Origin of the sequence: Dyadobacter sp. CECT 9275, from assembly GCF_907164905.1 — a bacterium.
Classification (GTDB): Bacteria; Bacteroidota; Bacteroidia; order Cytophagales; family Spirosomataceae; genus Dyadobacter; species Dyadobacter helix.
Genome location: NZ_CAJRAF010000002.1, coordinates 4,210,210 through 4,229,777 on the forward strand (window position 1 = coordinate 4,210,210; position 19,568 = coordinate 4,229,777).

Sequence of the window (19,568 nt, forward strand, 5' to 3'; positions counted from 1 at the left end):
ATTATTACGGGCAGTATAATATTTCTTCACTGGCATGGTTCTTTGATGGGGCAAATATTGGTGCTTACTTTGAAAAACTCACCCACGCTTAAATTTGTACATTTTAATATGAAAATGAAGATTCAATACAACATCCTTTTTTGTCTGGCGGCACTTGGAATGCTGGCGGGATGTTCGCGTAATCCGGTTACCGGTAAGAAGGAAATTATATTTATGTCCCAGGAAAAGGAAATTGCCCTGGGTGCAGAATCCCACCCGTCGGTAGTTGCCACCATGGGGCTTTATGATGACAAAAATCTTCAGGCCTTTATCAATGAAAAAGGACATGCTATGGCCAAGATTTCGCATCGGCCCGATTTACCCTATCAATTTTTTATAGTGGATTCGCCGGTTGTAAACGCTTTTGCGGTACCAGGGGGATATGTTTATTTTACCAGGGGTATCATGGCACATTTTAATAACGAAGCTGAATTTGCGGGAGTTTTGGGCCATGAGATAGGGCATATTACCGCCAGGCATTCCGCCAGGCAGCAAACCACACAGATACTTGGGCAGGTAGGTTTAATGGCGGGTATGGTATTGTCCCCCCAAATACGGGGCATGGCAGATCAGGCGCAGCAGGCGGTGGGTATGCTTCTTTTAAGTTACAGCCGGGAGCACGAAACCGAGTCGGATGAGATCGGTGTGCAGTATTCAAGTAAAATCGGGTATGATGCGCATGAAATGGCCGACTTCTTTGGAACATTGAAGAAGATCAGTGAAAAAAGCGGACAGAGTATTCCAACGTTCCAGTCGACCCACCCGGATCCGGGCGACAGGCTAAAAAAGGTGGATGCCCTTGCCACCAAGTATCAGGCAGCGAATCCGGGAAAGTATAATGTCAACCGGGATGCCTACCTGCGTAAAATCGAAGGGCTGATTTATGGCGTTGATCCGAAGCAAGGTTTTGTAGAAAACAATCAGTTCTATCACCCCGAACTCAGGTTTCAGTTTCCGGTACCGAGTGGCTGGCAATACGAAAACAGTCCTGTACAGTTTCAGATGGCACCCAAGGATGGAAAATCCATGATGTTGTTTACCCTTGCCGAAGGAAAAACACTGGAAGATGCCGCCCAGACGATTATCAAGAATTACAGTCTGCAAGTGTCTGAAAATAGCAAAACCACCATCAATGGTAATCCGGCGCTCGTAATGGTATCCAAGCAGGTTCAGCAAAGCCAGGGCGGTCAGCAACAGGCCACCCAGACGGCCGAAAATACCACACAGGTTGCAACCTGGCTTATACAGTACAATGGGAGTATCTATGCCATACATGGTGTGGCAACCGCTGGGTCCTTTGCAGCCAGTACAGGGCAGTTTAAAAATGTGGCGCAGGGATTCAAGTCCCTGACAGACCCCAATATACTGGGAAGGCAGCCCGAGCGGGTTCGTATAAAAACGGTACAGAGAGAAGGTTCGCTTCGTGACGTACTCAAGGATTTGAATATGCCGGACAGTAAAATGGATGATCTGGCTATTATTAACGGAATGGATCTGAAGGATAGGGTAGAAAAAGGTTCGCTGATCAAAACGCTTGGAAGATAATAATTTAAGGGAAGGTTCAGAACGGTCCGTTGTGTGATACGACGGGCCTTTTTTTTGTTTTCTAAACCGGAGTAAATTATACTTAATCAAGAATCGTATGGTTTTCAGGAATTTCTATTAATAAAATTTGGTTGATACATCAACTTAAAATACTTTTGCGTTATGAATGTTACATCCCTAAATAATGATGGCCAGGCAGGCAGGCAGGAAATGAAGGACACACTTCAATTTAAACTCGGCAATGTTACCCGGCTTGTATTTAAGAAAATGAATTCGGAGCTGGTACAGGAAGGAATTCCGGTAATGGCAGAGCAGGTACCTATCCTTATGGTAGTATATTTCAAAGAACACGATATTACCCAGCAGGACATTGCAAACGTACTTCAGAAGGATAAAGCAGGTATACAGCGTTCTGTGCAAACATTGACGAAGGATGGATTTCTCCGGATAGAAAGTGACATAGAGGATAAAAGAAAGAATATCATTTCGCTTACAGCCAGTGGTAAGTTTGTTTGTGAGAAAATTCAGGCACTGGCAATCAGCTTTAATAATCAGATCATGGAGCATTTTACCGAAGAGGAGCGCATCACTTTTTTGTCCTTTCTGAACAGAGTTGCAGGCATTATTGAAAAATAAAAAATTTATATATATATAGTTGATATATCACCAGTAGATGTATCAACTATCGGAACAATTAGCCACAATAAATTAAAACAAATGAAAACGAATAGGATTATTGCAATCCTGGGTTTATTGACCCTCGGCAATCTGGCCCATGCCCAAACCAGGTTGAGTTTAAAGGAATGTATCAATTACGGGCTCAAGAATAACAGTAATGTTAAAATGGCACAGTACAAGGAAGGAGTAGCTGCGCAGCAGTCGCGGGAGGCCCTTTCCGGCTACCTGCCGCAGGTGAACGCCACGGGTATGCTGGACGACAATATCAAGCTGCAGTCGACGGTAATTCCTGCTGGCGTTTTCGGTTCTACCGAAGACCGCCGTATCACCCTGGGCAGTAAGTATTCGTCCAATATATCAGCCCAGGCAGACCAGGTACTGTTTGATCAGGCACTTCTTACAGGTTTGAAAGCCAACAAGCCGAATATTGAAAATGCGGCTCTGAATGCTCAGAAAGTAAAAGAAAACATCATTTACAATGTGGCTAACAATTACTATCAGGTATTTGTAACCAATCAGCAGATCGCTCTTTTAAAAGATAATCTTGACAAAACACAGAAAATCCTGGCTGTGTTGCAGTTGCAACTGGATAATGGGGTGATCAAAAAAGTGGACTTTGACAGAACCCAAGTGAGCCTTAACAACATTAAGTCGCAGCTTACCCTGGCAGAAAGCAATCTGACGCTGGCACAGAATCAATTGAAATTTCAGATGGGTATGCCCATGAATGAACAAATTGAACTGACGGACAATCCGCTTAACAAACCATTTCAGGTATTTGAGCCGGGTGTTTTTGATCCTTCCAATCTCACTGATTTTAAAACGCAGCAGGTCAATATGCAACTGCAGGGTATCGAAAAAGACAGGATCCGTGCTGGGTATCTGCCAAAGGTATCCGTTTATGGGCGGTATGGTTTCCAGGCGCTGGGGAATAACCTGGGAGATTCATGGGGTAACTGGTTCAGTTTTGGGGCAATCGGCCTTAAGCTGACCATTCCGATCTTCGACAGCTTTAAAAGGGATGCACAGTACAAACAGGCCGATCTGAACCTGATGACCCAAAATGAGCAACTGAAGTTGAATGTGCAGAACTATGAATTACAAAATCATAATGCAACCACTCAGCTCCAGAAGGCCCGATTGAATTTGTCGAGCGATGAAAATAATGTTAGCCTCGCCAAAGAGGTTTACGACGTAACGTCCCTGCAGTATAAGGAAGGTACCGTTCCGCTGTCAGATCTGCTGAATGCAGAGACCTCCTACAAGGAGGCGCAGAGTAATTACATCAATTCGATGCTGAGCTATTATCAGGCACAGCTGAGTATCGAGCAGTCTCAGGGAACCTTGTTATCCTTTTTGTCTGAGTTGCCATAAAGGGCTGGCAGCGCTGATAAAGCAGCAAAATTCAGGAAGTATTCTAAAAATCAAAATATTATAAGTTTCGTAAAACATTAGATCATGAAAAAGAAATTATTAGTAATAGGTGCTGTGATACTGATTGGTTTCCTGATCGGATACCGGCTGGTTGCAAACAAAGCCAAAATTGATGAAAAAAATAAGATGCCGGAAAACAAGAATACCAGCATTCCGGTGACGGTTTCGGTGGTGGCCGAGGCGAACGCCGACCAGCAGCTGACACGTACCGGCAGCCTGATTCCTTTTAAACAGGCGGATATTATGGCGACTTCTGCCGGTAAGGTGATTTCTGTGAAGTATGAGCTGGGTAGTTATGTAAAAAAAGGTGCTACGGTTGTCAGCGTTGACAGCCGTTTGAAAGAGCTTACTCTCCAGGCTACGGAATTGAATATCAATAAACTGAAAAAAGATACCGACCGCTACTCCAAACTGCTGGCGGGTAATGCGGCAACTGAGATTCAGGTTAACGATACTAAGTATAACTATGAAAATGCATTGAATCAGGCTGAGCAAATCAAACAGCAGATCAGTGATGCGACGGTGGAGGCACCCATCAGTGGAAGGATCATTAAAAAGAACATTGAGCCCGGGGAATATGTGAATGTAGGTACTTCGCTGGGTACTATTCTTGATGTATCCCGCCTTAAAGTACAGGTCATGATCAGTGAAAATGATGTTTACAAGTTGAAGGAAGGGCAGCATGTGAAGGTGAAAACGGATATTTACCCTGACAAAACCATTGACGGTACCATTTCATATATTGCTCCCCAGGGCGATGAGTCCCATAACTACCCGGTTGAGCTGGTAATCACCAACTCGGATCAACTGCGTGCCGGAACATTTGTTACTGTATCATTCCCTCAGAAATCCGCCCAAAAAACTTTGCAGATACCCCGGAGTGCACTGGTGGAAAGCATCCGTAATCCATACGTGTATGTGGTAGAAGGAAAGATCGCCCGTCAGCGTAAGATTGAAGTGGGACGTGAACTTGGAGATAATATTGAAGTACTGTCTGGACTGGCGACCGGTGAAACCGTTATCACCAGCGGGCAGATTAATTTGAGCGAGGGTGCTGCGGTTCAGGTAACCAAATAGAGGACGGAAGCAGTTCCGGCGTTTAATCATTAAAATCCCATATTTTGCCATGTCAATTACAGAAGTAGCCGTAAAAAGACCGCTCTTCATCACGGTAGTATTCACAGTGCTGATACTATTTGGATTGATCAGCTATAATCAATTGTCTTACAATCTTTTGCCGAAATTTGAAGCAAACGTTGTGAGCGTCATGACAACCTATCGCGGTGCGGGTGCCGATGAGGTTGAAACCAATGTTACCAAACACATCGAAGATGCGGTGTCGGCTATTGAAGGCCTTGACCAGATCAACTCTACTTCGCAGGAAGGGGTTTCATCGGTGATTATTCAATTGAAGCAGGGTATCAGTGTGGATCTTGCACAGCAGGAGGCACAGCGGAAAGTGGAGCAGGTGATCTCTCTGTTGCCAGATGATGCAGACCGTCCTGTGATCAATAAATTCTCTACCGACGAAATTCCGGTATTGAGGATGGGGGTTACGGCGGACCTTTCGCCTTCGGAACTGTATGATCTGATCGACGATAAATTGAAACCGCAGCTTTCCAATGTTGCGGGTGTGGGCCAGGTGACGGTGATTGGTGGAAGTGAGCGTCAGATTCAGGTCAATATTAGCCAGGATAAGTTAAAAGGATACAGGCTTTCGATCGGGCAGGTAGCCAATGCGATCAATAGCGCAAATACTTCATACCCGGCCGGTCAGGTAAAAACCCAGGAGGATCAGCTTTCCATCCGGTTTGATGCCAAGCTGACAACCGTGGAAAATCTTCGCAATATCATCATTGGACGTTCTGCAAGTGGCGGCCAGGTTTTCCTGAAAGATGTTGCCGAAGTTTTTGACGGAGTGGCCGATGCTACCGCCGTAAACCATATCAACGGCCGGCCTTCCGTTGCTTTGCAGATTCAGAAACAGTCGGACGCCAATGCAGTGGAGGTAAGTAAGTTCACCAGAGAGCGGCTGACCAATCTGGAAAAGCAATATCAATCTGTTAATCTGAAATTTAATATTGCCTCAGATCAGTCGATCTATACGCTGGCTTCTGCTGATGCGGTTGTTTTTGACCTTGGGCTGGCGGTTATGATCGTGTCGGTTGTCATGCTTCTTTTCCTGCACAGTTTCAGAAGTTCCATGTTCATTTTGGTGGCGCTGCCATCTTCCATGATTCCGACCTTTATCCTGATGAATGTACTGGGTTTTTCGCTTAATCTGATGACCCTCATGGCCCTTTCACTTGTGGTGGGTATCCTGGTGGATGATTCCATCGTGGTACTGGAAAATATTAACCGCCATATGGAAATGGGGAAAAGCAAATTCAGGGCAGCCCTGGACGGACGGAGCGAAATTGGATTTACCGCTCTGGCTATCACCCTGGTAGACGTGGTGGTGTTTGTGCCCCTTGCGCTTACTTCCGGGCTGATCGGCAATATCTTGCGTGAGTTTTCACTGGTGGTTGTTTTCTCAACACTAATGAGCCTGATGGTATCTTTTACGCTCACGCCTTTGCTTGCATCCCGCTTCGGGAAAGTGGAGGTCCTGGATAAAAACAGCCTGTGGGGAAAACTGAATATCGGTTTTGAAAATTTTCTGGATCGTATTAAAGAGGAATATGGTAAGCTGCTCACCTGGGTACTTGGCCATAAAAGATACATTTTCCTGTTATCCATGATCCTGATCGTCGGCTCCATTGCGCTTGTGCCGGGAGGATATATTGGTGCAGCCTTTATGCAGCAAAGTGATCGGGGTGAACTTGCCGTAACCCTCGAACTTGCCCCCACGGTTTCAATTTATCAGACCAACCAGCTCACTCAAAAAGTTGAGAAGATATTGCTGGAGAAGAAGGAGGTAACCAAGGTATTCACCAATGTCGGTTACAGCAGCAATGGGCTGGGGACCACCTCAAACAGTAACCTGGCCAGCTTGACCGTTCAGTTGGTTGATAAAAAGGACAGAGCGTTTTCAGCGGAGGAATTCGGTACCAAAATTCAGAAGGAGATCCTCCAGATACCCGGTGTAAAAGTGACCGTTGCGCCTACTTCTATCACGGGAAATGCCAACCAGGCACCTATCCAGGTGGCCGTAAAAGGTACGGACATGGCCGTGATCCGTAAAACAGCTGCGCAGGTTAAAGATATCGTAGCTTCTATCCCGGGATCATCCAATGTGGATTATTCCGTAGATGACCCCAAACCTGAAATTGGCGTGACGCTGGACCGTGAAAAAATGTCACAACTGGGTATCAACGCCTCCGAGGTGGGTATTGCGCTGCAAACGGCTTTCCGCGGTGATGACCGTTCCAAGTTCAAGCAAAACGGTAAGGAGTATGATATCATGATCAGCCTCGATAAATTTGATCGCTCCCGGGCAGATGACATCCGGCACCTGACCTTTGTAAATGCGAACGGACAGACTTTTGAGCTTTCACAATTTGCTACCATTAAGGAAGGGATGGGAGAAAGTGTACTTGAACGTATCGACAGGCTTTCGTCCATTACCATCAATTCCCAGGTTGTTGGCCGTCCGTCAGGGTCGATCGGTGCTGATATCCAGAAGAAAATGGAGACTTTCAAGCTCCCTGAGGGCGTGAGTATTGAATACCGCGGAGATCTTAAGAACCAGGCCGATGCCTTTGGCAGCCTTGGGATGGCACTTATTTTGGGTATTGTGCTGATATACCTTATTATGGTAGCACTTTACGAGAGTCTGGTATATCCCTTTGTGGTACTTTTCTCCATTCCCGTTGCGCTGGTTGGTGCACTCACCGCTCTCGCTCTGGCCATGGAAAGCCTCACCATATTCTCAATCGTGGGTATGATCATGTTACTGGGGCTGGTTGCTAAAAATGCGATTTTAATTGTGGATTTCACCAACCAGTTAAAAGAAGAGGGCCACGGTCTTAAAGAAGCGTTGGTGGAAGCAGGAAAGGAACGTCTGAGGCCCATACTCATGACAACCATTGCGATGATCGCCGGGATGTTGCCGATAGCCCTGGCTTCCGGTGACGGAGCCGAAGTGAAAAATGGTATGGCCTGGGTTATTATTGGAGGCTTAACAAGCTCGCTGCTGCTTACCTTGCTGCTTGTACCCAGCGTTTATTATGTAGTGGATAAAATTAAAGAACGTTTAACGAGACGTTCAGGTAGAAAAAAAGAAGAGCTAATGCTGGAAGTTTAATTGTTGTTTATATTTTTTTCATCCCTGCTGAGTTAACATCATTTGTTAGATCGGCAGGGATGGTTTGTTTTGAAGGGGTGCCTTCACTAACCTCTGAGGTAAACCTGGAGTAGAAACGTCCCGGTCTTTCATCGCTTACTTCCGGAATGCAGCCTTCCCGCTGTCCAGGAATGCCCCAAACTTAACCGGATCAAGGTCATAGTTTTTAGGCGCAACCAGAAGTTTCCCGTCTCCATCGACCAGGCAATAATGGGGCTGAGCATTATTGTTATACTTCACAATCTGGAGGTCCGCATTTTGTGCACCTATGGTCTTTTTTACTTTCTGATCGTAGGTTGAAGTATACCATTCTGCTTCGGGCAGTTCGCTTTTATCATCTACGTAAAGCGCCACAATTACAAAATCGTTCCGTAGTCTTTGTAACACAGCGGGATCGGACCAGACCCTTTCTTCCATTTCCCTGCAATTGACACAACCATGGCCTGTAAAATCAATAAAAACAGGTTTGTTCACTGTCCGGGAATAGGCCAAAGCTTCTTGGTAGTCGAAAAAACCATCCAGATCGTGAGGCAGGTGGAATAAATTCGTATACTTTTTGGTCACTCCGGGTGATGTGACCATAGTACCTGACCCTCGTTTGGTGAGATCAAAATCAATGGTGGAGCGGGGCGGAAGATAACCTGCAAGTGCCTTCAGTGGTGCTCCCCACATACCGGGAATCATGTAGATGACAAATGTAAAAGTGATGATGGAAAGCAGGATCCGTGGAACGCTTACTTTTTCTACCACGGAGTCATGAGGGGTGCGGATTTTGCCTAAAAGATAAAAACCCAGCATTCCGAAAATGACGATCCAGAATGCCAGATATATCTCGCGATCGAGCAGTCGCCAGTGATAGACCTGATCCGCAATACTGAAAAATTTAAGGGCCAGCGCAAGTTCCAGAAATCCCAGTACCACCTTCACCGTATTGAGCCAGCCGCCAGATTTGGGCAGTGATTTGAGCCACTGGGGAAACAGGGCAAACAAGGTAAAAGGAATGGCAAACGCAGACGAAAAGGCAGCCATCCCCACGATCGGCTTCACTACTTCGCCACCAGCGGATGCTACCAACAGGCTGCCTACGATCGGCCCGGTGCAGGAAAAGGAGACCAGTACTAAAGTAAAGGCCATGAAAAACACGCCAACATACCCGCCCTGGTCTGCTTTCTGATCCATTTTATTCACAAAACCACTGGGCAGTACAATCTCGAACAACCCTAAAAAGGAAAGTGCAAAAACAAAAAATATGGCAAAAAACAACAAATTGGGAAGCCAATGCGTACTGAGAAAGTTGGCAAATGCCGGTCCGTTGATTCGTGACACCACGGTACCTATTAAAGTATAAATCAGTATGATGGATATGCCATATACGAAGGCCTTGATTTTCCCGCTCTCCTGATTTGTAAAAAAACTTACCGTCATCGGGATGATCGGGAAGACGCAGGGAGTCAGCAAAGCCACCAGGCCCGAAAAAAATGCAGCCAGCGCAAATCCCCACAAGGAGCTTCCTGCGCCGGCATTGTCGTTTTCGGGAGTGACCGTAACCTGAGCGGTGACAGACGCTTTTGACACCGCTGTATCTTTCACAGCCAGCTGTCTGGGCAAAACAGTATCTTTTTCAGATTTTACTTCTGATTTTGCCAGCTTGTTATCCGTGGCCGCAGCAACGGTTTCGTTTACAGGTTGTCCGGTAGCACCCGGTGCGGAGGCAACCACTTTTAATCCCGTAAACTCGAAATCGTTGTTTCCCAGAATACATAAGCCCGTAATGTGGCTGCAGGTCTGGTATTCCGAGCTTCCTTTGATAACAGGATTGTTACTTAATATTTTTACGGTTTGCTTAAAAACGCCTTTTCCTTCAAAGTACTTTACATTACCATTCCAGATTTCTTCAAATTTGGTTTTGGGTCCCTGAGGTTTCAGTTTTCCGATGGTTTCAAAAGTGCTGTTCTTTTCTAGTTTAAAAGTAGTCAGGATAGGTCCCAGGTCAGGATCAAAATCGGAAGAATACAGATACCAGTCCTTATCAATCGTTGCCGTGAAAATCAGATCCACTGTTTCACCCTTTTTTACTTCACTTTTAGAGAAGGTATAGGTCCATTGCGCTTTGGGTTTCTGTATCTGAGCAAAAAGGGATATGTGGCTCAGGGCGAGTAAAATAGCGAATGATAAAATTGGGATACGTTTCATTATTTCGGGAAATATTAGCTTATACCGGGCCTTGGAAGGTCAACACAAGTTATTTGTTGAGCCACCAGGATTTACATTACTTGTATGTCAACGTAATTTTGTCAAAAAAATTCATGATTTAAAATTATGCTTCTTCCAGCAGAATCAAAGCGGGGCGGGGAGCTTTACCTATCTCCCAATGATGAATAGAAATATGGTTTTATATTACCTTTGTTATTTGTGACTAAAAGTAAAAGAGAAACCGTCTGATGGCTGAAGCGCTGTATATTATCAAAATAGGAGGCAATGTAATTGATAACCCTGAGGCCTGTTCAAGGTTTCTGAGTGAATTTTCAAAGATACCTGGACCTAAAATCCTGGTTCATGGAGGCGGGAAAATTGCCACGCAGATAGCGGCCAGGCTTCAGATCGAAACGCAGATGGTTGAAGGGCGCCGGATTACTGACAAGCCTATGCTGGATGTTGTGACCATGGTGTATGGTGGGCTCGTCAACAAAACTCTGGTGGCCCAGCTGCAGGTATCCGGCTGTAATGCCATCGGGCTCACCGGGGCCGACGGCGGGATAATCAGATCCGTTAAAAGGCCTGTCAAAACTGTTGATTATGGGTTTGTGGGAGATATAGAAGCGGTGAATGCCAGCCAGATAAATGCACTTCTGGAAAGTAATTTAGTTCCCGTAATAGCCCCTCTGACCTACGATAAAGCAGGTACCTTGCTCAATACCAATGCGGATACGATGGCTTCGGCTACGGCCATCGCGATGGCTTCTTTTTATACGGCCAACCTTATTTATTGCTTTGAAAAAAAAGGAGTACTCTCTGATCCTGACAATGATGATGCGGTTATACCTTCCTTGAGTCCGGTATCATATCTTGAGCACAAAGAAAAAGGAGTTATCAATAAAGGGATGATCCCAAAGCTCGATAACGCTTTTGCAGCTTTACAGGCCGGTGTGGGCAAGGTGACCATTTGCCATGCCGATGATTTGCTGAAGGCCATTGGAGAACAGGCAGGAACTACCATTACGCTGTAATTTTTAGAAACAATCGGTAAATAAACCGCTTATATTTAGGATATTAGTCTGTATTGTAATGGTTTTATCAAACTTTTCGGGGATGTTAAATACCATCCGAAGGTTTTGTCAGTTCTATAGGTAATAGTTTTTTTGATTTAGTTAATAACAAAAAGAGACAGACTGGTTGGTTTGTCTCTTTTTTATGACAGCACCTGCCGAAAGTAACAGGCTGATGTTAATATATGATGCTGGAGGTATCCCCATAAACATGCTTTTTTGTAGAACTAGAAATTTTTCTAGCTCAAAATCCATTTTCCACTACGTATGAAGTTAATTGATACCCTTAGCTTTGAAACTTAAATTTTTAGGCTGAACCATTGACAATCAAAGCTGTGTGAAAAACTAAATTGTGCCTGACACCGTCCTATGCACACTATCCCTGTTTCAGTAATTTTGATGGATCACTTCATCTGATTTGCGTTCTATACACACGTTCAGGGCACAATTTGATTTTTTTTTACGCTGGTATTACCAGGCTTTTTTGTCAGTTCTCCGATACTTTAACCATTAGGATATGGGCTGCCCCTTTAAGGACGCAGTCGGACGATAAAAAATTTACTTCAGAATTACAACCGGCAGAAATGCCACCTACCTGTAGGCCCTAGGGTTATGGGGATTATGGTTGTTATGCGGTACCGGGTAAAGTGCCGGATGAGAAATCCTCCTGTTAGATGATATAAATCCATGAAAAAATTATTGCTCTTCGTTTGTAATGACTTCTACCGCATTGGAATGGTGGTTTCGGTCAGAGAATTTGATCCCGAAGCGGACTTTCATTATGCCGAAAGCCTCGAAGATTCTCTGAATGCCTTAAAAGAGGTTGATTTCGATATACTGATAGCGGATTTACGCCTATCCGATCCCGCCAGCCTGGCCTACATCGGTATGATTCAGTCGGTCCGGCCGTCCATCAAAATTATGGTTTTGGGAGAAGAAAATGAAAAAGTATGGGCACTGCCGTTCTATAAAAATGGGGTCCATGCGATATGTCTGAAATCCATGCGAAAGCAAGAGTTTTATATGGCGCTGCAGGCGGTTTCCAACGGAAAAAAATATATGTTCGAAGGCCTTACAGACTTTTTACTGGAAGGGTTGGTGGAGCACAATCTGATGAATCTGCTGTCAAAACGGGAGACCGAAGTACTTGATTACCTGGTCAAGGGATTTAGAACTGCCGAAATTGCGGCACATCTCGCACTGAGGCCCTCCACCATCAGTACCGTTAAAGCCAATGTTTACCATAAAATGCAGGTCACCAATCTGATAGACCTGATCTCAAAGGTGAAGTTCAATCCTAAATATGCGGAATTCTGATTGTCCAGGTGAGCAGTGAGGTCCTGGTACTTCTAGTTGTCGGGAATTAAGTCATTAATTTTTTTGCTGCTTTTGTTACAAAAAAATTCTTAACTATTCGCCCCTTCCCAGCCAGAGGATTGCATTGGTGATCAGCTTATTTTGTTCCTCATTTTCAAAAGTGAATGATAGTTCCCTGTTGGTTTTGTTTTCGTAATCAATATCATTATGCCCCATATTGAAGTATACCATCCGGTATTTCTGATTACTCCAAACCACGGGATAATAACCACTGTGCCAGATTTCATGCGCTTTCGGTCCGGTACCGAGCGGGAAGCTGGAGGGGTCTATGGAGAGTAAAATATTAATATCCGGGTTGGCCTTCAGGTCCTTTTCCCACCGGTACCATTCATTCGGAGATGCTTTGATGGTAGCGGGTAAATTCTTGGTTATCGGGCTGCTGCGGTCTTCCACACGCAGAATAGCTGAAGTTGGCCGCCAGGTATTACTGCCATACTGCCCCGATCCCAGAAAATCATGATGGTACCAGTCCCAGTTTTGCGGATATGCTGAGGGAGTAAGTGCAAAAGCGGCAAAGTGGAAACCCATCCACCCACCGCCATTTTCCATATATTTCTGAAATGCAGCCCTTTGCTCGGGTTTTTCGGGGCGTGTATCCAGGAAAAGAACCACCTGGTACCTGGAGAGAAATTCCGGATTGAGGTTATCCCAGTTGCTGGTTGAGTCGTAGGTGAAATGGTTGCTGGCAGCAAGTTTGGGAAACCATTTATGTGCTTCACCCACAAAGCTTATATGCGCTTTGTCGTTCTTGCCGGTAAAGAATGCGATAACCTTAAAGGTTTTATGGTCCTGGGCAACGATTTTCGGGTAAGTAAAAAGCAGGCCCAGTACGGCGCATAGCAACCCTTTTCTACTAAATGAGAGCATGTTACAAGTAAATTCAGAAGTGACAGATTTCTTCAAAATAACTCATAAATAGTATACGATTTAGTATCTGGTTTATTTTTGTTATTGTACCACCAGGATCTTCTGGCTGATGCTTTTTTCGGATGAGGTTAAGCGCACGATATACATTCCGGAATTCAGCTGGTGTACGGGCATATCAATCGTTCCGGAGCGGCCCGAAATATCCGTTTTCAATTATATTGTTCCGCGACTGTCCAGTACTTCCAACTGATAATAGGGTTCCTTAACTGTTACATTCATATTCCCGGTGTACGGCATGGAGAAAACGATAGGCTGATCCGGCGGGTGAAACAGAAGCTGTTACGGTTCCTACCTTTTCAAAGGCGGTTGTCCAATGTAGCAAAGTGCCTTCGGCAATCACAGTCCCTTTGAAATCAACGAGTGTAACGATCAATTCGCCTTCTTCTTCAATCAGGATGAAAAGAGGCTGTATCAAAATGAAAATCAGCCAAATATAGTTCTGCAAATTACTGAGCTAGTTGCTCTGGCTCCGAACGGAACTGAATCAAACAAAAAGAGGCTGTCGTGGAATAAAATTTTTCGAAATTTCATTCTGAGACAGCCTCTTTTTGTATTTATAATCAAGGTGTTAGTTATAGAAAAACTCACCATACTCACTTTTTATGGTGAGTTTTTTCAACGGTGATGCTTCGACACGGCCGATGATCTGTGCGTCAATCCCAAAGGATTTTGAAATTTCAATCACTCTTGCGGCATACTCAGGAGAAAGATATATCTCCAGCCGGTGCCCCATATTAAAAACCTTATACATTTCCTGCCAGCTGGTACCACTTTGTTCCTGAATGAGTGCGAACAAAGGAGGAACAGGTAACAGATTGTCTTTAATGATATGCAGATTGTCCACAAAATGGAGAATTTTGGTCTGTGCGCCGCCGCTGCAGTGGACCATACCATGGATCAATGTCCGCATTTCGTCCAGCAAGGCTTTGGCCACCGGAGCATAGGTGCGGGTAGGAGAAAGTATCAGCTTGCCGGCATCCACTGGTGATCCTTCGATGTTATCCGTAAGTGATTTGGTTCCGCTGTATACCAGTTCCGGGTTTACTTCCGGGTCAAAACTTTCAGGGTATTTTTCAGCCAGGTATTTGCCGAGCACATCGTGGCGGGCTGAGGTAAGCCCGTTGCTGCCCATGCCCCCGTTGTATTCATTTTCGTAGCTTGCCTGGCCGTAAGATGCAAGCCCCACAATCACATCTCCTGCCTGAATATTTGCATTATCAATTACTTCAGATCTTTTCATACGGGCAATTACCGTACTGTTCACCGTCACCGTTCTGACCAGATCACCCACATCCGCCGTTTCGCCACCTGTACTGTATATTTCCACACCATAACTTCTCAGCATTTCCAGGACTTCTTCAGCACCGTTAATCACTTCCGCGATTACTTCGCCGGGTATCCGGTTTTTGTTTCTGTCGATGGTGGAGGAGTACAACATGGGTCCTGTGGCACCAACGCAGAGCAGATCATCGGTATTCATTACGATGGCATCTTGAGCAATACCCTTCCACACCGAGATATCTCCGGTTTCTTTCCAGTAAAGGTAGGCCAGCGAGGTTTTGGTACCGGCACCGTCAGCATGCATAACGGTACAATATTCAGGATCTCCGGCAAGGATATCAGGTACAATCTTGCAAAATGCTTTGGGGAAAATACCCTTGTCAATCTTTTCAATCGCTTTGTGAACGTCTTCCTTTGAAGCTGAAACGCCCCGCTGCAGGTACCTGTCGGTGTTTGTCATACAATTTATAACCTGTTTAAGGGCACAAAAGTAGGAAAAAAGGCGGGGGGAAGGAAGAAAAATCCTGATGGCGGGTTATGTTAAACCATAACTTTCATGTCTGCCGACTTTCCTGCTGATAATAAGGTGATTGGGTGATTAACTGTAAAATGAAGTGATTTTAAAATAAAATAAATGCAAAAACCTTTTTAACTTTACAATTAAGAAGTAAAAAATACTTTGACAATATAATCTCTGTTACTGAGCTTGTATTCTCAATAAACACCTGTCCTTCATGATGATATTCAAGTTAGAACGGTTCATTTTTACTGCGTTACTAGGCCTGGTGCTAAATATCACAGCACAGGCGCAATCCACCACCAGGGAGTTGGCAGAGGCCGATACCCTCAATACAATAGAATCGCTGGTTTCTTTTGCCACGAAACACCTGCATATTCCATACCGGTCTGGCGGAACTTCCAAAAGAGGATTTGATTGTTCGGGTTTTGTAAGATACTGCTACAATAAGCTGGATATTACGCTGCCTCATTCCAGTTCTGCACAGGCAAATCACGGGGAGAAAATAGAACTTGAACAAGCCCGGCCCGGGGATCTTATTTTTTTTAAAGGACAAAGCAGCAAGAGTTCCAGGATCGGGCATGTGGGCATTATCACGGAGGTAACCCCATCATACGTGCGTTTTATTCACTCGGCATTCAAAGGCGGCATTCGTTACGATTTGCTCAGTGCCAGTTACTACCAGAAAAGATTTGTAGCGATCAGGAGGATGATCCAATAATTGAGACCGCTCCGGTTTGCTGAACCCACGCGTGTATCCGTTGCTCCGGAAGTGATATGGCGCTTCTATCTTAATCCCTCTCTTTAGTTCCGTTAATGGAAAAACCTGATTAATTTTGCCATCAAAAAGAACCTTGCTTTGGTAGTCGCAAGCTTTATCGGGCAGTCCGACACGCAGCGGTTGGTTTTGTTTTATGTACCATCCGGCCTCGACAATCTCCAAGCGATATTCAGAAGCCATCTAAAAATCAGGTAATATTTTGAAACTCTGGCAAAAGGAAAATACGGTTACTTCCGAAAAAATTGAGCGTTTTACCGTTGGAAGGGATCGGGAAATGGATTTGAATCTGGCAGAATTTGATGTGCTGGGTAATCTGGCGCACGCTCAGATGCTGGAGTCGATCGGCCTCCTGAGCGCCGGTGAACTTGCCAGCTTACAGGAAGAACTTTCTGTGATCTATGCGCAGGTCCAGCGTGGTGAATTTGTGATAGAAGAAGGCGTGGAAGATGTGCATTCTCAGGTGGAGCTCATGCTCACGCGTAAACTGGGAGATACCGGCAAGAAAATTCACAGCGGACGTTCCCGTAATGACCAGGTACTGGTGGACATGAAGTTGTATACCCGTGATCGTCTCTTTAAAGTGGTGCAGGCCACGGATAAACTTTTTTCAACACTCATAAAGAGGTCGGAACAGCATAAAAATGATCTGTTACCTGGGTATACCCATCTGCAGATTGCAATGCCGTCGTCTTTCGGTTTGTGGTTTGGAGCATACGCCGAAGGTTTAATAGACGATGTGATCCAGCTCAGAGCCGCTTACCGGCTGGCTAACCGAAATCCGCTGGGGTCGGGTGCTGGTTACGGATCGTCATTTCCGCTCAATCGGAAAATGACAACCGATCTGCTCGGTTTTGAGGGGATGCACCACAATGTGGTTTATGCGCAAATGAGCCGCGGCCGAACCGAACAGGCAGCTCTTACCGCAATTTCTTCACTCGCCGCAACAGTTTCCCGTCTGGCCATGGACGTATGTCTGTACAATAGCCAGAACTTCAGTTTTATTATATTGCCAGATGATATGACCACTGGCAGCAGTATCATGCCACACAAGAAAAATCCGGATGTGGCAGAATTGCTTCGTGCCAAAACAAACCGGATGAAGGCGTTGCCGATGGAAGTAACGATGGTGTTGAGCAATCTGCCATCGGGATATCATCGGGATATGCAGCTGCTCAAAGAAATATTAATGCCCGCTTTTGACGAAATACTGGACTGTCTGGATATCGCCAATTTTATGCTTGAAAACATGCAGGTAAAACAGGATCTACTGAATGAGCCGAAGTATGATCTGTTGTTCAGTGTGGAGAGGGTCAATGATTTGGTTATCAAAGGGGTACCATTCCGCGATGCCTATCGCCAGGTTGGAGCGGAAATTGCAGACGGAACCTATGAAGCTCCCCGTGTATTAAATCATACCCATGAGGGGAGTATAGGAAATCTGCAAAACGATCTGATACGGGCAAGAATGGACGAAGAACTGGAAAGTTTCGCTTTTGAAAACGTAGAGCAGTCAGTTAAGAAACTGTTAGCTTCTGCCGATGCGGGGATTGTTTAGCAACCGTCATTCGGTTTCTACCTTATGATGGGACAATGAACGGTCTGTAGTGGTGCGTTGGCTATCCGGCCCGATGCCGAAACAAGCGGGTTGTTGTCGAGGCTGGTAGCAATGGCTGGTTTTTGCCTGATGTTGTATTGGGTGACTAAAGCATCTGTTATGACAAAACGACATTAATATTGCTCTTGACTATCCTTGCTTACCAACGCTCCCCGGTAGGGAAGCGCACTCCCATACGGGCTCGGACGCATTCACTTTGTCGATTTATGAGATGAGTTGACGCAAACCAGATTGTACAGGGTACTGGAACGATTAATGATACAATGAAATAATCTTTCGTTTACTGGACTTACTAAATATGACATCAATGCTTTGTGTTACATTTGAAAAAGCGGAATTAATTGGAATACTGGCAAATGTTATTTTTCTGAGTGTCGGCGGGTATTTGCTTTACCTAGTCATTCGGGCTCTTAAAAAATACATCGGTCAAAAATAGTAAGAAGAAACTTAGGCCCTGGTTGATGCCGGTGGGCCTCGGGCGTCCAAAAGATCTGTCGGAGCTTGTCCTGCCCCTGACAAATATTCTATTTTGGTTCCGATTGCTTAGTGAGGAAATTCATGATTAACCATGCTGCAGAATAGATAAATCCACAGAGGGTGAAAATGACATCATAACCCCCTCGCAGATTTCCCACGGCCTTATACTGGTCTAGTATTGAGCCAATTAGCATGGGGAATAGTATACCTCCTGCCGCACCGGCCATACCTGCGATACCTACCACGGAGCTTACTGATTCTTTGGGGAAAAGGTCAGATGCTAACGTAAAAACATTGGTTGCCCATGCCTGGTGCAGCGCAACCGCCAGGCTTAACAAGGCTACGGCAAACCACACGTTAGTCATAAACTGAACCAGGATAATCGAGAATTCTAACAGTGCAAAAATCAATAACGCACTCTTTCGGGCTTTAAGAACCGACCAGCCTTTTTTGATCAGCCACGAAGAGAAATAGCCTCCGCCAACGGAACCAATGGTCGTAGCCGCGTAAATGACCATGAGCGGTAAGCTCGGCTTTTTTAAGTCCAGCCCGAACGTTGAAGCGAAATAGGAAGGCAGCCAGAAGAGGAAAAACCAGTAAATAGGATCGATCAAAAATTTCCCGGTCACAACAGCCCACGTCTGTGGCATACGGAAAAGTGCGCCCCATTTTATAGCCGGGGCTGGCTGCTTCGCCAGATCCTGACCTTCATGGATCATAGCGAGCTCATCTGCGGTTACGCGGCTATGTTTTGCCGGAAGCTCATACACCAGCCACCAGACAATTAGCCATATAAACCCGAAAAAACCTGTGATCCAGAAAACTTCCTGCCAGCCGTAAGAGCTTAAAATCCAGGGAACGATCAGGAGCGCTGCCACCACACCCACGCTGGATCCTGCATTGAGAATACCCGTTGCCAATCCTTTTTCTTTTTTTGGAAACCATTCCGAGACCGCTTTCATAGCAGCCGGAAAATTACCTGCTTCGCCAATGCCAAGAATCATTCTCACTGCCGCAAATCCCGAAACACTGCGGACGACCGCATGCATCATACCAGCCAGGCTCCATATAATCACGGCAATTGCATAGCCCCATTTGGTGCCTACTCTGTCTATGAGCCGTCCCATGAGCAGCAACCCAGTAGCGTACGCAGCACTGAATGCCATTACGATACGTGCGAAATCGGTTTCGGTCCAATCGAATTCCTTTTCCAGAACCGGTTTTAGTAAGCCAATTACCTGGCGGTCGATATAGTTGATTGTGGTTGCAATCAACAGCATGGTCACGATGAACCATCGGTAGTTTTTCATAGTTGTTTTTTTATGGTAGCCTAACAGATATCCTGA

15 protein-coding genes are annotated in these 19,568 nt (G+C 45.3%); 9 read left to right on the forward strand and 6 right to left on the reverse strand.

Features of this window, described 5'->3' with window-relative positions; all coding sequences use genetic code 11:
* Window positions 1-108: 108 nt before the first annotated feature.
* The 5 genes from KOE27_RS25385 (at window position 109) to KOE27_RS25405 (ending at window position 7,942) form a co-directional block, all read left to right on the forward strand.
* A complete protein-coding gene (locus tag KOE27_RS25385) occupies window positions 109-1,584 on the forward strand; it encodes a M48 family metalloprotease (protein WP_215241491.1) in 1,476 nt (491 codons plus the stop codon).
* 162 nt (window positions 1,585-1,746) lie between these two features.
* Window positions 1,747-2,220 (forward strand): MarR family winged helix-turn-helix transcriptional regulator, encoded by a 474-nt coding sequence (locus KOE27_RS25390; protein ID WP_215241492.1) that lies wholly within the window; start codon window positions 1,747-1,749, stop codon window positions 2,218-2,220.
* An 81-nt stretch (window positions 2,221-2,301) separates the two neighbouring features.
* The gene (locus KOE27_RS25395) at window positions 2,302-3,636 is read left to right on the forward strand and encodes a TolC family protein (protein ID WP_215241493.1); all 1,335 of its coding nucleotides are present in this window, start codon (window positions 2,302-2,304) and stop codon (window positions 3,634-3,636) included.
* Window positions 3,637-3,720: 84 nt separating this feature from the next.
* The gene (locus tag KOE27_RS25400; protein WP_215241494.1) at window positions 3,721-4,773 is read left to right on the forward strand and encodes an efflux RND transporter periplasmic adaptor subunit; all 1,053 of its coding nucleotides are present in this window, start codon (window positions 3,721-3,723) and stop codon (window positions 4,771-4,773) included.
* A gap of 49 nt (window positions 4,774-4,822) precedes the next feature.
* Window positions 4,823-7,942, forward strand: a complete 3,120-nt coding sequence (locus KOE27_RS25405; RefSeq protein WP_215241495.1) for an efflux RND transporter permease subunit — start codon at window positions 4,823-4,825, stop codon at window positions 7,940-7,942.
* 135 nt (window positions 7,943-8,077) lie between these two features.
* Here the strand turns inward: KOE27_RS25405 and KOE27_RS25410 are convergent, their stop codons facing one another.
* Complete coding sequence (locus KOE27_RS25410) at window positions 8,078-10,174, reverse strand: protein-disulfide reductase DsbD family protein (protein ID WP_215241496.1); 2,097 nt, start codon at window positions 10,172-10,174, stop codon at window positions 8,078-8,080.
* Window positions 10,175-10,422: 248 nt separating this feature from the next.
* Between KOE27_RS25410 and argB the strand changes: the two genes are divergently transcribed.
* Together argB and KOE27_RS25420 are read left to right on the forward strand one after the other, a co-directional pair.
* Window positions 10,423-11,208: an acetylglutamate kinase gene (gene argB / locus KOE27_RS25415; protein ID WP_215241497.1), complete on the forward strand. Its 786-nt coding sequence runs from the start codon at window positions 10,423-10,425 to the stop codon at window positions 11,206-11,208.
* 726 nt (window positions 11,209-11,934) lie between these two features.
* Window positions 11,935-12,564 (forward strand): response regulator transcription factor, encoded by a 630-nt coding sequence (locus KOE27_RS25420; protein WP_215241498.1) that lies wholly within the window; start codon window positions 11,935-11,937, stop codon window positions 12,562-12,564.
* A 93-nt stretch (window positions 12,565-12,657) separates the two neighbouring features.
* Here the strand turns inward: KOE27_RS25420 and KOE27_RS25425 are convergent, their stop codons facing one another.
* From KOE27_RS25425 to KOE27_RS25440, 4 genes are all read right to left on the reverse strand, one after another.
* Window positions 12,658-13,491, reverse strand: coding sequence for a ThuA domain-containing protein (locus KOE27_RS25425; RefSeq protein WP_215241499.1), 834 nt, complete (start codon window positions 13,489-13,491; stop codon window positions 12,658-12,660).
* An 81-nt stretch (window positions 13,492-13,572) separates the two neighbouring features.
* Entirely contained in the window at window positions 13,573-13,665 is a 93-nt protein-coding gene (locus KOE27_RS30065; protein ID WP_406566873.1) for a T9SS type A sorting domain-containing protein, read from the reverse strand.
* An 88-nt stretch (window positions 13,666-13,753) separates the two neighbouring features.
* Window positions 13,754-13,996 (reverse strand): hypothetical protein, encoded by a 243-nt coding sequence (locus KOE27_RS25435; protein WP_215241501.1) that lies wholly within the window; start codon window positions 13,994-13,996, stop codon window positions 13,754-13,756.
* 123 nt (window positions 13,997-14,119) lie between these two features.
* Window positions 14,120-15,292 (reverse strand): AIR synthase related protein, encoded by a 1,173-nt coding sequence (locus tag KOE27_RS25440; protein WP_215241502.1) that lies wholly within the window; start codon window positions 15,290-15,292, stop codon window positions 14,120-14,122.
* 274 nt (window positions 15,293-15,566) lie between these two features.
* Here KOE27_RS25440 and KOE27_RS25445 point away from each other — a divergent pair, with 274 nt between their 5' ends.
* Window positions 15,567-16,070 carry a C40 family peptidase gene (locus KOE27_RS25445; RefSeq protein ID WP_310590075.1) on the forward strand — a complete coding sequence of 168 codons (504 nt, stop codon included), beginning with the start codon at window positions 15,567-15,569 and terminating at the stop codon, window positions 16,068-16,070.
* A 259-nt stretch (window positions 16,071-16,329) separates the two neighbouring features.
* Window positions 16,330-17,685, forward strand: a complete 1,356-nt coding sequence (gene argH, locus KOE27_RS25450; protein ID WP_215241503.1) for an argininosuccinate lyase — start codon at window positions 16,330-16,332, stop codon at window positions 17,683-17,685.
* A 584-nt stretch (window positions 17,686-18,269) separates the two neighbouring features.
* On the opposite strand, the gene KOE27_RS25455 is transcribed toward argH, so the two are convergent.
* Entirely contained in the window at window positions 18,270-19,532 is a 1,263-nt protein-coding gene (locus KOE27_RS25455) for an MFS transporter (RefSeq protein ID WP_215241504.1), read from the reverse strand.
* Between the last annotated feature and the right edge of the window lie 36 nt (window positions 19,533-19,568).